Raw genomic sequence first — 13,761 nt, 5'->3', positions numbered from 1 at the left:
AAACCCCGATGTACTCATCGGGGTGATAGGCAGTGAAAATCAACCCGCATTCAAGCAAAAATGCGTCACAAGTTGTGAAAGTAGCGTTCTTGTTGGCTCAATAAATGCCATATCTAAAAATTCATCAGGCTGGTGCGCTTGTTCAATTGATCCCGGTCCTAAAACCAATGTTGGGCATAATGCCTGAATAAAAGGCGCTTCCGTACAGTAATTGACGGTATCTGCTTTGGTTCCCAGCAGTTTTTCAATTACACCCACCAATTTATGGTCTGTTGGGCATTCATAACCCGGAATCGGGGGATGGAGTTCCGTTACGTTCAGGCGACCGGGCCAGCGTTGTTTTACGGGTTCCAGTGCCTCATTCAGCAATCCGTTTAAATCCTGCAAAGTCAATCCGGGAAGCGGGCGGATATCCATATGCAGCTCGCAGCAGGCACAAATACGATTTGCAGCATCACCGCCATGAACATGGCCGAAATTCATGGTTGGGTAAGGGATGACGAATGCCGGATTGTGATAGCGTTCTTGTAAGGTGTGGCGTAGTTTTATGAGCTGGGTAATGGATTCGTGCATCAGATCAATGGCATTGACACCTCGTGCTGGATCACTGGAATGTCCTGATTTTCCTTCAATGCGGATAGCCTGGGCTATATGCCCTTTATGGGCGCGGATTGGCTGTAATGATGTGGGTTCGCCAATGATGGCAAAATCAGGCCGAATATGGGCATTGGCAGCAAAGTAACGTGCACCTGCCATCGATGTTTCTTCGTCAGCGGTGGCCAGAATATAAAGGGGATGAGAGAGTTTACTGACATCGATATCCCGCAGAGCATCAACGATAAAGGCAAAAAAGCCTTTCATGTCAGCCGTCCCAAGTCCATATAATTTGCCATCGCGTTCGGTCAGTGTGAAGGGATCTTGTGTCCAGCGGCCCGCATCAAAAGGAACGGTATCTGTATGGCCACATAGCAGCAACCCTCCCGAACCCCTGCCCAATGTTGCCAGCAGATTGAATTTACCTCGCGTTTCAGGAACGCCTTGAATTTCAATGGCAAACCCGATCTCTTTTAGCCATTCCGCCAGCAGATTGATAACAACTTCATTGCTTTGATCGAGTTCAGCATCAGTTGCACTGATAGAAGGTGCCGCAATGAGCTGATGATATAATTTAATAAAAGACGGTAATTTAAGATTCACTGTTGACAGCCCTTACTCATAATAGTATCAATATTAATGCAGATTTATTGCATATAAATTCAGTAAAGTCATTGAATTAATATTATTGGGTTAATACTATAAGGTGAATAAATCCCATGTTGAATACGCTGATAGTTGGTGCCAGTGGTTATACCGGAGCTGAGTTAGCAGCATATCTGCAACGTCATCCCTATGTCCATCTCTCCGGCTTGATGGTTTCTTCTCAAAGTTTAGATGCAGGGAAATGTTTTTCAGAACTTCATCCACAATATCAGGGTATTGTGGATTTGTCCTTACAGCCGCTGACTGATGTGAGTGAAGCGGCAAAAGGGATTGATGTGGTCTTTCTCGCCACAGCCCATGAAGTCAGCCATGATATTGCCCCGATATTTCTGGCAGCAGGTTGTATCGTGTTTGATTTATCGGGAGCCTATCGTGTACAAAATACACAGTTCTATAAAAAATACTACGGGTTTGAACATAAAAATACGCTGTGGTTGGAGCAAGCGGTATATGGATTAGCCGAATGGCAAGCAGAAAAAATCAGGCAAGCGCAATTGATTGCTGTTCCTGGTTGTTACCCTACTGTTTCCCAACTTTCCTTGAAACCGTTGCTTGAACAAAATTTATTAGATACAGAACATTGGCCTGTTATCAATGCGATCAGTGGTGTCAGTGGTGCTGGCCGGAAAGCATCGATCACCAATAGTTTCTGTGAAGTGAGTTTGCAACCGTATGGGATTTTTAACCATCGTCATCAACCTGAAATCACCGCCCATTTAGGTGCAGAGGTGATTTTCACCCCCCATTTGGGCAATTTCTCACGCGGTATTCTTGCCACAATTACCTGTAAATTGAAATCTGGTGTGACAGAAGCACAAATCAGGGAAGCTTATCAACAGGCCTATCATGATAAGCCGTTGGTGCGGTTATATAGCAAAGGCGTTCCCGCGTTGAAAGCTGTTGTTGGTTTGCCATTCTGCGATATTGGTTTTGCTGTTCAGGGGCAACACCTGATCATCGTAGGGGCTGAGGATAATTTGTTGAAAGGGGCAGCGGCACAAGCAGTACAGTGCATGAATATTCGTTTTGGGTATGAAGAAACTCAGGCACTACTTTAATTTCTAACCTACAGAGATGAATACCGACAGAGGATAAATCCGATGGAGCCGTTAGTTATCAAGTTGGGTGGTGTGTTATTAGACAGTGAAGAGGCGCTGGAACGGTTATTTACTACATTACAGTTATACCGAAAAAACCATAAACGTCCACTGGTCATTGTACACGGCGGTGGTTGCTTGGTTGATGAGTTGATGCAGCGATTACAGATGCCGATTTTGAAGAAACAAGGTCTGCGGGTGACGCCAGAGGATCAAATCGACATCATTACAGGGACGTTAGCCGGCACTGCCAACAAGAAATTGCTGGCGTCGGCAACAAAATATCGTTTGCCTGCGATCGGATTATGTCTGGGTGATGGGGGAATGGTTAAAGTTTCTCAACTTGATGAAGAGCTTGGTCACACTGGAAAAGCTCAACCAGGAACGCCTGATCTCCTGAAAATTTTGTTGGATGTGGGCTATATGCCGGTTATCAGCTCAATTGGTATCACTGGGCAGGGTGAATTGATGAATGTGAATGCCGATCAAGCGGCGACAGCCATCGCACAAGTGCTGAATGCAGATTTGATCTTGTTGTCCGATGTCAGCGGTATTCTGGATGGGAAAGGGAAAAAGATCCCAGAAGCCACGGCAGAGCAGATCGGGCAGCTTATCGATCAAGGCATTATCACTGATGGCATGATAGTGAAAGTGAATGCGGCGCTGGAAGCGGCAAAAACACTCGGACAACCCGTGGATATAGCGAGTTGGCGTCATGCAGATCAATTGATTGCGTTATTTAATGGCATACCGATTGGCACACGAATTTTGGCATAAACAAAAATTAAAAAGGTTACCCCTATGACTAAAAGCATTAAGAAAATCGTTTTGGCATATTCAGGTGGTTTGGATACATCCGCCATTATTCCGTGGTTGAAAGAAAATTATGGCAATTGTGAAGTGATTGCGTTTGTCGCTGATGTTGGCCAAAGTCGTGAAGATCTGGACGGTGTGGAGCAGAAAGCATTACGTTCCGGTGCTTCCGAATGCCATGTCGTTGATCTGCGCGAAGTGTTTATCAAAGAGTATGTTTATCCTGTGTTAAAAACCGGCGCTCTGTATGAGGGAAGCTATCTGCTTGGTACGTCAATGGCTCGTCCAATTATTGCCAAGGCGCAGGTGGAGCTGGCACTGAAAGTAGGCGCGGATGCCGTCGCCCACGGTGCAACAGGTAAAGGCAATGATCAGGTTCGGTTTGAAAGTACTTATACCGCGTTGGCACCACATCTGAAAGTTGTCGCTCCGTGGCGGGAATGGGATCTGCGTTCCCGTGAAGCGCTGCTGGATTATTTGAAGGTTCGTGATATCCCGACAACCGCAACGCGGGAGAAAATTTATAGCCGTGATGAAAACGCCTGGCACATTTCAACCGAAGGTGGGGTTCTGGAAAGTACGTGGAATGCTGCTGATAAAGATTGTTGGGTGTGGACAGCCGAACCAGAAGAGGCACCTAATGAACCGGAATATATCACGGTGACGATTGAAAGGGGTGAGGTGGTTGGCGTGAATGGTCAGGCGCTTTCCCCCTATCAATGCCTTGCTGAGTTAAATAAGTTGGGAGCCAGGCACGGCATTGGCCGGATCGATATCGTAGAAAACCGTTTAGTCGGCATGAAATCCCGCGGTTGTTATGAAACACCGGGGGGAACCATCATGATGGCAGCACTGCGCGGCATCGAACAACTGGTTTTAGATCGCGATAGTTTCAAATGGCGTCAACAACTGGGGCTGGAGATGTCTTATGTGGTTTATGACGGCCGTTGGTTTGCGCCATTGCGTCAATCAATTCAAGCGGCAGCTGAAATGTTAGCGGCCAGTGTCAGCGGTGAAGTTGTCCTGAAACTTTATAAGGGGCAGGTAACAGCGGTGCAGAAAAAGTCAGCCAATAGCCTCTATTCTGAAGAGTTCGCCACTTTTGGCGAGGATGAAGTTTACGATCATCGCCATGCAGAAGGGTTTATCCGCCTCTATTCGCTTTCTTCACGTATTCGTGCACTGAGCAGCAAAAAGTAATTTTGGGATTATTAATTCTTGGTAATCAGCAAGTAGAAAAAACAGGAACGATATTATGGCACTTTGGGGTGGACGTTTCAGTCAGGAAGCCGATCAGCGGTTCAAGCAATTCAATGATTCACTGTGTTTTGATTATCGTTTGGCGGAGCAGGATATTATTGGCTCGGTTGCATGGTCAAAAGCGTTGGTGACGGTGGGGGTGTTAACTGCCGAAGAGCAGCAAAAGCTGGAGCTGGCTTTAAATGCGTTACTGGATGAAGTGCGAACCAACCCCAAGGCCATTTTGCAAAGCGATGCGGAAGATATTCATAGTTGGGTAGAAGGGCAACTTATCACGAAAGTGGGCGATTTGGGGAAGAAACTCCATACGGGACGCAGCCGTAATGATCAGGTCGCAACTGACCTGAAGTTATGGTGTAAAGATCAGATCGTCCACATTCTGAAAGCATTAGATGAGTTGCAACAAGCGTTGGTACTCACTGCTGAAAATAATCAGGATGCAGTCATGCCAGGTTATACCCATTTACAGCGGGCGCAACCTGTCACTTTTGCCCATTGGTGTCTGGCCTATGTGGAAATGCTGAGTCGTGATGAAAGCCGATTGCAGGATGCATTAAAGCGGTTGGATATCAGTCCGTTGGGATGCGGGGCGCTGGCAGGAACAGCTTATGATATTGATCGTGAGCAACTGGCGTCATGGCTTGGCTTCGCCTCAGCGACACGCAATAGTCTGGATAGTGTTTCGGATCGTGATCATGTTTTGGAGCTACTGTCAGATGCGGGCATTAGTATGATCCATCTTTCGCGTTTTGCTGAGGATTTAATTTTCTTTAATAGCGGAGAGGCCGGCTTTGTTGAATTGTCGGATCGGGTAACTTCCGGCTCTTCCTTGATGCCACAAAAGAAAAACCCGGATGCGTTGGAACTTATCCGTGGCAAGTGTGGACGGGTGCAAGGGGCATTGACGGGGATGATGATGACGTTAAAAGGGCTTCCTCTCGCCTACAATAAAGATATGCAGGAAGATAAGGAAGGCTTGTTTGATGCACTGGATACCTGGTTGGATTGTTTGCATATGGCGATACTGGTGTTAAATGGCATTCAGATAAAACGCCCCCGTTGCGAGGAAGCCGCAAAGCAAGGATATGCTAATGCGACTGAGCTGGCTGATTATCTGGTCGCAAAAGGTGTTCCGTTCCGCGAGGCACATCACATTGTTGGTGAAGTTGTTATTGCGGCAATTGACAGAGGTAAGGCGCTGGAAGAGCTTTCTCTATTTGAATTGCAAAAATTCAGCAACGTCATTGCGGTGGATGTCTATGATGTTTTATCGTTGCAATCGTGTTTGGACAAGCGACGGGCAAAAGGGGGGGTAGCGCAAGAACAAGTGAAGCTAGCGATTGCTCAGGCCAGGCAGCGATTTCGCTAAAAACATTAATAATCACACGCAGTTGATAGTTTTTTCCCCTCGTGGATATAATGATTTATTGGTCAATACTATCATTGATATCAAATGCTGAGGTTGGGAATGAATATCCGCGATCTGGAATACCTTGTAGCACTTGCTGAATACCGGCATTTTCGCCGAGCCGCTGATGCAAGTCATGTCAGCCAACCGACACTGAGCGGGCAAATCCGCAAACTGGAAGATGAGCTTGGCGTGATGCTGCTGGAACGCACTAGCCGCAAGGTATTGTTTACCCAACAGGGAATGTTGCTAGTGGAACAGGCCAAAACCGTTTTGAGGGAAGTGAAGGTTTTGCAGGAAATGGCCTCCCTTCAAGGTGAAAGTATGTCTGGGCCGTTGCATATCGGTCTTATTCCAACAATCGCTCCCTATCTCCTGCCGCTGATTATTCCTGAACTGCATACATTGTTCCCCAAATTGGAAATGTACCTGCATGAGGCACAAACCCTAAACTTGTTGGCTCAACTTGATAGTGGAAAGCTTGACTGCGCTATTTTGGCGTTGGTGAAAGAAACCGAAGCATTTATCGAAGTGCCGTTGTTTGAAGAACCCATGAAGCTGGCGGTATATGAGGAGCATAAATGGGCCGGGCGGGACAACATTAAGATGGGTGAGCTATCCGGCGAGAAGTTATTGATGCTGGAAGATGGGCACTGTTTACGTGATCAGGCGATGGGATTTTGTTTTCAGGCGGGAGCCAAAGAAGATACCCATTTTAGGGCGACCAGTCTGGAAACCCTGCGTAATATGGTCGCAGCGGGCAGCGGCATTACATTATTACCTGATTTGTCAGTGCCGAATGAGAGAAGGCGGGATGGGGTTTGCTATCTGGCGTGTCATGAACCGGAACCTAAGCGGACCGTCATATTGGTTTATCGTCCCGGCTCACCTCTGCGTGGTCGCTATGAGCAATTGGCAGAGGCGATCCGGACTAAAATGGGCAATTATTTTGAAATACCCGGAAAAACATCAAAATAATCGGTTTAGCCCATTGAGTGCCGCAACACGGTAGGCTTCCGCCATTGTTGGATAATTGAAGGTAGTATTAACGAAATATTCGATATTATTGCCTTCACCTTTTTGTTCCATAATGGCCTGACCAATATGAATGATCTCTGCGGCACGTTCGCCAAAACAGTGGATGCCTAAAATCTGTTTTGTCTCACGGTGGAACAGGATTTTGATGCTGCCAACATTCATACCGGCAATTTGCGCTCTTGCCAGATGCTTGAATTGGGCGCGACCCACCTCATAAGGGATTTTCATGGCGGTTAATTGCTGCTCGGTTTTGCCCACCGAACTAATTTCAGGAATGGTATAAATCCCGGTCGGGATATCTTCCACCAGATGCAGATTAGCATTGCCTGTGGTCATCGCTCTTGCAGCGATGCGTCCCTGATCATAGGCCGCAGAAGCCAAACTTGGATAGCCAATAACATCACCCACTGCATAGATGTTTTCATTGTTGGTCTGGTAGACGCGATTGACTTTCAGTAACCCGCGGTTGTCTGTTTCCAGTCCGACATTTTCTAAACCTAGCGTGTCTGTATTACCTGTTCTGCCATTGGCATACAACAGGCAATCCGCTTTGACTTTCTTGCCAGATTTCAGGTGAACAATAACACCATCATCAAGGCCTTCAATTTTTTCATATTCTTCGTTATGACGGATGACCGTACCACTATTCCAAAAATGGTAGGAAAGGGCATCAGACATTTCTTGATCAAGAAAGGACAGAAGATAATCACGGGTATTGATCAAATCCACCTTAACACCCAATCCACGGAAAATGGAGGCATATTCACAACCAATCACGCCGGCACCATAAATAATGACATGGCGAGGTTCGTGATCCAGTTGCAATATGGTATCGCTGTTATAAATACGGGAGTGGGTGAAATCGACGTCAGGGGGACAGTAAGGACGGGAACCGGTGGCAATGATAATGTTGTCTGCGCTCAAGACATCAACACTATCATCGGCATAACGCACACTTACCCGATGTTCATCAATGAAAGTGGCTTCTCCTGCAAACATTCGACAGCGGTTACGTTCATAAAACCCCTGGCGCATTTTAGTTTGCTGGTTAATCACGACGTCAGCATGGCGCAGAATTTCTGAAAACGAGGAACGAAGAATGCGGGAGTTATCACTGTAGAGGGGATTTTGATTAAATTCGATAATACGACTAACAGCATGGCGGAGCGCTTTCGAGGGGATTGTACCCCAGTGAGTACATCCACCGCCGACATTATTATAACGTTCTATAACAGCAACGTTTTTGCCTTGTTTTACTAACCCCATTGCTGCTCCTTCCCCACCGGGACCAGAGCCAATCACAATGGCATCAAAATGAGTATGTTGCATAGAGGAAAGACCTGTTTTTACACAAAATAACAACGCTATCTTAACATTACTCGATGCAATAACCCAATGAGCATGAGGTTTTTATCTCACTGTTTAGAAATAGATCGGGAAAACATCGAATAATATCTTTAAGAGAACAATCACAGCAAACTTAGCAGAATCTGTTATATTTGCCCGATTAAAGTCGAGATAGATCAGGATTGTTGTGAGTAACGTAACCGGCGTTAGAGCAAAACAGAAAGAAAAAACCCGCCGCTCCCTGATTGAGACGGCATTTCGCCAACTCAGTGCTGAACGCAGTTTTACCAGCCTTAGCCTACGGGAAGTGGCTCGGGAGGCGGGTATTGCACCAACTTCTTTTTATCGACATTTTCGTGATGTGGATGAACTGGGGCTGACGATGGTCGATGAAAGTGGTTTGATGTTGCGTCAGTTAATGCGTCAGGCACGTCAGCGCATCGCCAAAGGCGGCAGTGTCATCCGTACTTCGGTTTCAACCTTCATGGAGTTTATTGGCAACAATCCTAATGCGTTCCGGCTGTTGCTGCGTGAACGCTCCGGTACATCGGCTGAATTTCGTGCGGCTGTAGCACGGGAAATCCAACATTTTATTGCTGAATTGGCAGACTACCTTGAGCAAGCCAGCCATATGCCCCGCCATTTCACTGAAATACAAGCCGAGGCGATGGTGACAATCGTGTTCAGTGCAGGTGCAGAAGCGCTGGATATTGATGAAGAAAAAAGGCGTCGTCTCGAAGAGCGTTTGGTTTTGCAACTCCGCATGATTTCCAAAGGCGCTTATTATTGGTATCGTCGTGAGCAAGAAAAAAACACTGTCTCTAAAGCGATCCCTAAACCCTCTGAATAATAATGAAAGGAGAATAATACGATGGAACAATACCGCCAAGATAAAAGCACCATGTTGCTGGCTCTTATCGTTGGAATGGCAACACACGGAACTTTCTCAATATTTTTTAATTCATTTGTCCCTTTTTCTATTTTCCCTCTTATTGCCTTGGTACTTTCTTTGTATTGTCTCCACCAACGTTATTTGAATTATCCGATGGCAGACGGATTACCCAAGCTGGCTGTGGGATGCTTCTTTTTAGGTATGTTTGTGTATAACGCCTTTATTCGGATGGAATATCCAGCAATTGGCTCTAATTTCTTGCCTGTCGTTATTGGTACTGTCTTGGTGTTTTGGATCTACCTAAAGATGAAAAAACGCAAGCAGCAAGTAGCGCTTACTTCAGAAAGCCAAAGCTAATCGCTTTTATCGAGAACGATTCAATAAAAAACGCCACAAAGTCAATTGGGTGGCGTTTTGATTTTTAATGACGACTATGTTCTTTTTTCCAGTAGGACACCACACTCCATATGGTGGGTATAAGGGAATTGGTCAAAGAGTGCCAGTTGGCTGATTTTGTGGGTTTGTGTCAGCGTCTCCAGATTTTGGCAGAGTGTTTCTGGATTGCAGGAAATATAAAGAATACGTGGATACGCTTGGACCATTTTTAGCGTTTCTTCATCCAGTCCGCTACGCGGTGGATCAACAAAAATGGTTTCACATTGATAACGGCTTAAATCAATGCCTTGCAATCGGTTAAACTCACGCACTCCGTTCATCGCCTGGGTAAATTCTTCCGCTGACATGCGGATAATCTGTACGTTATCAATTTTGTTCGCTGCGATATTAAATTGGGCAGCAGCTACGGAAGGCTTGGCAATTTCTGTCGCTAATACCCGTTCAAAATTCTGCGCCAGCGCCAGGGAGAAATTACCATTGCCACAATACAGCTCAAGCAAGTCACCTTTCGAGCCTTTAGTAATATCAATAGCCCATTCCAACATATGAACATTGATACTGGCATTCGGTTGTGTGAAGCTATTTTCGACCTGACGGTAAATCATCGTCTTACCGGCAACAGACAACGCTTCATCTATATAGTCATGGTCAAGCATGATCTTGGTTTTTGCAGCGCGTCCAATAAGTTGCACATCAAACCCTGCGGCGATGAGTTGAGTACGCAGAGCGGTTGCATGTTCACGCCATTCATCCCCCAGTTTTTTGTGGTAAAGCAGGGAGACAATAATTTTGTTACTGCGGGTAGAAAGGTAATCCACCTGAAACAGTTTATGGCGTAATACGGGATTGTCTTTTACGCCAGCCATGATGGCTTGCATCATTTTATTGATGAGCTGATTGGCCACTGGAAATTGATCAATGCGGATACGCTGTTTGGTCTGTTGATCAAACATAATGTGGTAGAGGTCATCTTCCTCATGCCAGATACGGAATTCTGCGCGCATTCTGTAATGTGATGCCGGGGAACGGAAAACTTCAGGTTCGGGTGCGCTAAAGGGGAGCATCATTCCTTTTAGACGATAAACTTTCTCCGTCAATTGATTTTCATAATTTTCCGTTGGCAAGGCATTCTGCATTATCGGGTTCTCGTATGGTCACGTTAAGAAAAATTTCCGTGCGGCATTGTAGGGCAAGTGCAAAGGATGTCCAGTTTTCTAGTTTATCCGCGCTTTTTTTGATAGAGGGGCATTCTGGACACGCTAAAGCCTTCATCGTAGCATGACGCTTTATAGTTAATATAGATAGCCAGATACCACACTCATTCTCATCACAAATCTTATGGCAAATAAAAAACAGATTTTTCTATCTGCTGCGTCCGTGGCGATATTTTCTGGTTGGAACCATTTTGCAGTGGCTGATAATCCAGATACGTTGGTGGTTACAGCTAATCGCTTTAAGCAGCCGATTTCTTCAGTGTTGGCGCCAACGACGGTAGTGACTCGTGAAGAGTTAGATCGTTGGCAATCCAGCAGCCTGATGGATGTTTTTCGCCGGTTGCCGGGTATTGATATTGCGCAGAATGGGGGGATTGGGCAGCACTCTTCTTTATTTGTTCGTGGTACGAACTCAAATCATACACTGGTGCTGGTGGATGGTGTCCGTTTGAATCAGGCAGGCATTACCGGAGCCGCCGATTTTAGCCAGATCCCAATCTCCATGGTGCAAAGAATAGAATATATCCGTGGCGCACGTTCTGCTGTATATGGTTCTGATGCCATTGGTGGCGTGATCAATATCATCACAAAACGGGAACAACGCGGGGTAACACTGAATGCGGGTATCGGCTCAAACGGATACCAGAACTATAATGGTTCAACACAGCAAAAACTCGGTGAGAATACTTTATTCACTACAGCCGCAGGCTATACCTACACCAAAGGGTTTGATGTGATAGTTGATGGTAAAACGGGGGGATATCGTCAGCCAGATCGTGATGGCTTTATGAGTAAAATGCTGTGGTTGGAAATAGATCATAAAATAAGTGAGCAAATAAGCGGATTTGTCCGAGCCTATGGATTGAATAATCGGACGGCTTATGACGCATGGAACATCGGCGAAGCAGACACTCGCGAACTGTTCAATCGTTCCTATGATGCGGGTATTCAATTTAATCAAGGCCGTTATTCTTCTCAATTCATTGTCAGTTACGGTCATGTCAAAGATTACGATTATGTTCCTAAGCATGGGCGTTATGGCAATAACGCCAGTCTGAGTGATTCCAAACAGTACAATGTGCAATGGGGAAATACGTGGCAGGTTGGTCATGGGGCAATCAGTAGTGGAATTGATTGGAAAAGAGAAGGGGTTGCCGCAGGCTCTAATAACATTCCTGTACAAAAACATGTTGATAATACGGGACTCTATTTAACTGCACAGCAAAAGGTGCAGAATGTCATTTTAGAAGGTGCTGTACGTTCAGATCACCATTCTGATTATAACTGGAATACGACAGGGCAAATCGGCATCGGCTGGGAATTTGTTGATGGTTATCGTTTTATCACTTCGTATGGAACGGCATTCAAAGCACCAACTTTGAATCAGCTTTATAGCAAATGGGGAAATGAAAACCTTAAAGCAGAAAAAAGCAAGCAATGGGAAATCGGAATTGAAGGATTGACCGGGCCACTTAATTGGCGTCTATCTGCTTATCGTAACGATATTGAACAGTTGATAGATTTTGCCAATAATCGCTATGAGAACGGTGATAAGGCAAAGATAAAAGGTGTTGAGTGGACGGGAACAATGGAGACTGGCTTATTCCAGCATCAACTCACATTACAGTTCACTGACCCGCGTGATGGCCGTGGGCAGCAATTAACTCGCAGAGCTAAACAGCAAGTTAAATATCAATTGGATTGGGACGCTTTTAATGTCGATTGGGGAATAACCTACCAATATATTGGTCGGCGTTATGACCAAGACTATAATGTATATCCTGCGAAAACAGTAAAATTAGCGGGCGTAAGTCTATGGGATATCAGCGCCGCATATTCGATCACTGACCACCTGACAATCCATGCTAGAATAGCCAATCTGTTTGATAAGCATTATGAGACAGCCTATGGCTATCGCACCCCAGGAAGAGAATACTACCTCACTGGAAGCTACAACTTCTGATTTAAACAAGACCGCCCGTCCAACGATCCTGGTTTTTGATTCTGGAGTGGGTGGTTTATCTGTCTATCAAGAGATTCGGCAACTCTTGCCAGATCTCCACTATATATATGCTTTCGATAATGAAGCATTCCCTTACGGCGAGAAAACGGCGGAAGTCATTGTAGAAAGGGTTGTTCAGATTGTTGATACGATCCAGAAAAAACACCCTTTGGCAGTTGTCGTGATTGCTTGCAATACTGCCAGTACAGTCAGTTTGCCCGCCTTGCGTGAACGTTTTTCTTTTCCTGTGGTTGGTGTTGTGCCCGCGATCAAACCTGCGGCGAAGCTAACCTGTAACCGTGTTGTGGGACTATTGGCGACAAGTGCCACAGTGAAGCGCGACTATACCAAAGAATTAATCGCAAGGTTTGCTACGGATTGCCAGATGTATGCAATTGGCTCTGCTGAATTGGTTGAGTTAGCTGAACGAAAATTACATGGTAAGGACGTTCCTCTAAAAGAGTTAGAGAAAATACTGAAACCGTGGCTAAGAATGAAAGAGCCACCAGATACAGTTATTTTAGGATGTACACACTTTCCTCTGATAGCAGAAGAAATTGCTCAAGTTTTACCGGATGGAACAAGATTGATTGATTCGGGAGCGGCAATCGCTCGCAGAACTGCATGGCTTATCAAAAATCGGGAAGATTTGTTTTTAACAACAGCGAATAACTTAGCCTACTGCACAAAGATCGAGCCAGAGAGTGAAACATTACATCCCGTTTTACGCGAATTAGGCTTCTTAACGCTGGAAAAACTACCAACTTAAGTGCAATTTGGTGTAATAATCACCGCTTGGTCATTTTTTTCAAAAAAACTATTGTCAGCGCTGAAAAACTCCCTATAATGCGCCACCACTGACCGACGCCGAGCTGAAACAGACCGCGAAGGACGGTGAGAGAAAAGCGAAAATAATCGCTTGACTCTCGAGGCGAAAAGCGTAAGATACGCAGCCTCGCAACCCGGAAGAAACGCCCGGTTGCCAACGCTCTTTAACAAATTAATCAGACAATCTGTGTGGGCACTCACAAGAC

Annotated in this window: 13 protein-coding genes; 9 read left to right on the top strand and 4 right to left on the bottom strand. The window is 45.6% G+C overall.

The genetic code is table 11. The features are described from left to right. Window positions 1-39: 39 nt before the first annotated feature. Entirely contained in the window at window positions 40-1,197 is a 1,158-nt protein-coding gene (argE, locus tag AAY47_RS07910; protein ID WP_047768600.1) for an acetylornithine deacetylase, read from the bottom strand. Window positions 1,198-1,313: 116 nt separating this feature from the next. Between argE and argC the strand changes: the two genes are divergently transcribed. From argC to oxyR, 5 genes are all read left to right on the top strand, one after another. Then, window positions 1,314-2,318 carry an N-acetyl-gamma-glutamyl-phosphate reductase gene (gene argC / locus AAY47_RS07905; protein ID WP_047768597.1) on the top strand — a complete coding sequence of 335 codons (1,005 nt, stop codon included), beginning with the start codon at window positions 1,314-1,316 and terminating at the stop codon, window positions 2,316-2,318. A gap of 42 nt (window positions 2,319-2,360) precedes the next feature. Next, on the top strand, window positions 2,361-3,134 hold the full coding sequence (gene argB, locus AAY47_RS07900; RefSeq protein WP_047768595.1) for an acetylglutamate kinase: 774 nt from the start codon (window positions 2,361-2,363) through the stop codon (window positions 3,132-3,134). A gap of 24 nt (window positions 3,135-3,158) precedes the next feature. After that, on the top strand, window positions 3,159-4,370 hold the full coding sequence (locus tag AAY47_RS07895) for an argininosuccinate synthase (RefSeq protein ID WP_047768593.1): 1,212 nt from the start codon (window positions 3,159-3,161) through the stop codon (window positions 4,368-4,370). A gap of 55 nt (window positions 4,371-4,425) precedes the next feature. Then, window positions 4,426-5,799, top strand: a complete 1,374-nt coding sequence (gene argH / locus AAY47_RS07890; RefSeq protein WP_047768591.1) for an argininosuccinate lyase — start codon at window positions 4,426-4,428, stop codon at window positions 5,797-5,799. Between the two features lie 99 nt (window positions 5,800-5,898). After that, entirely contained in the window at window positions 5,899-6,816 is a 918-nt protein-coding gene (gene oxyR, locus AAY47_RS07885) for a DNA-binding transcriptional regulator OxyR (protein ID WP_047768590.1), read from the top strand. On the opposite strand, the gene sthA is transcribed toward oxyR, so the two are convergent. After that, window positions 6,808-8,205, bottom strand: a complete 1,398-nt coding sequence (gene sthA / locus AAY47_RS07880; protein WP_047768588.1) for a Si-specific NAD(P)(+) transhydrogenase — start codon at window positions 8,203-8,205, stop codon at window positions 6,808-6,810. The two genes, oxyR and sthA, sit on opposite strands and share 9 nt — an antisense overlap. Window positions 8,206-8,410: 205 nt before the next feature. Between sthA and fabR the strand changes: the two genes are divergently transcribed. Then, window positions 8,411-9,073, top strand: a complete 663-nt coding sequence (gene fabR, locus AAY47_RS07875) for an HTH-type transcriptional repressor FabR (RefSeq protein ID WP_047768586.1) — start codon at window positions 8,411-8,413, stop codon at window positions 9,071-9,073. Window positions 9,074-9,094: 21 nt separating this feature from the next. Next, complete coding sequence (locus AAY47_RS07870) at window positions 9,095-9,472, top strand: YijD family membrane protein (RefSeq protein ID WP_047768584.1); 378 nt, start codon at window positions 9,095-9,097, stop codon at window positions 9,470-9,472. 74 nt (window positions 9,473-9,546) lie between these two features. On the opposite strand, the gene trmA is transcribed toward AAY47_RS07870, so the two are convergent. Further along, a complete protein-coding gene (gene trmA / locus AAY47_RS07865) occupies window positions 9,547-10,647 on the bottom strand; it encodes a tRNA (uridine(54)-C5)-methyltransferase TrmA (RefSeq protein ID WP_047768582.1) in 1,101 nt (366 codons plus the stop codon). A 202-nt stretch (window positions 10,648-10,849) separates the two neighbouring features. Between trmA and btuB the strand changes: the two genes are divergently transcribed. Then, window positions 10,850-12,688, top strand: a complete 1,839-nt coding sequence (btuB, locus tag AAY47_RS07860) for a TonB-dependent vitamin B12 receptor BtuB (protein ID WP_047768580.1) — start codon at window positions 10,850-10,852, stop codon at window positions 12,686-12,688. Continuing rightward, entirely contained in the window at window positions 12,633-13,496 is an 864-nt protein-coding gene (murI, locus tag AAY47_RS07855; protein WP_047768578.1) for a glutamate racemase, read from the top strand. The genes btuB and murI overlap by 56 nt, the downstream gene beginning before the upstream one ends. Here murI and AAY47_RS22635 read toward each other — a convergent pair. Further along, the coding region (locus AAY47_RS22635) for a hypothetical protein (protein ID WP_235428317.1) at window positions 13,493-13,761 on the bottom strand (269 nt) is incomplete at its 5' end. The two genes, murI and AAY47_RS22635, sit on opposite strands and share 4 nt — an antisense overlap.

Origin of the sequence: Xenorhabdus griffiniae (assembly GCF_001028135.1) — a bacterium.
GTDB classification, from domain to species: Bacteria; Pseudomonadota; Gammaproteobacteria; order Enterobacterales; family Enterobacteriaceae; genus Xenorhabdus; species Xenorhabdus bakwenae.
Note: the sequence above shows the minus strand (reverse complement) of the source record. Positions and strands in the feature narration are given on the sequence as shown.

Bases quoted from the DNA above. Each gene is read 5' to 3' on its own strand.
- argC (WP_047768597.1), top strand. From the start codon at position 1,314: ATGTTGAATACGCTGATAGTTGGTGCCAGTGGTTATACCGGAGCTGAG.
- argB (WP_047768595.1), top strand. From the start codon at position 2,361: ATGGAGCCGTTAGTTATCAAGTTGGGTGGTGTGTTATTAGACAGTGAA.
- AAY47_RS07895 (WP_047768593.1), top strand. From the start codon at position 3,159: ATGACTAAAAGCATTAAGAAAATCGTTTTGGCATATTCAGGTGGTTTG.
- argH (WP_047768591.1), top strand. From the start codon at position 4,426: ATGGCACTTTGGGGTGGACGTTTCAGTCAGGAAGCCGATCAGCGGTTC.
- oxyR (WP_047768590.1), top strand. From the start codon at position 5,899: ATGAATATCCGCGATCTGGAATACCTTGTAGCACTTGCTGAATACCGG.
- sthA (WP_047768588.1), bottom strand. From the start codon at position 8,205: ATGCAACATACTCATTTTGATGCCATTGTGATTGGCTCTGGTCCCGGT.
- AAY47_RS07870 (WP_047768584.1), top strand. From the start codon at position 9,095: ATGGAACAATACCGCCAAGATAAAAGCACCATGTTGCTGGCTCTTATC.
- trmA (WP_047768582.1), bottom strand. From the start codon at position 10,647: ATGCAGAATGCCTTGCCAACGGAAAATTATGAAAATCAATTGACGGAG.
- btuB (WP_047768580.1), top strand. From the start codon at position 10,850: ATGGCAAATAAAAAACAGATTTTTCTATCTGCTGCGTCCGTGGCGATA.
- murI (WP_047768578.1), top strand. From the start codon at position 12,633: ATGGCTATCGCACCCCAGGAAGAGAATACTACCTCACTGGAAGCTACA.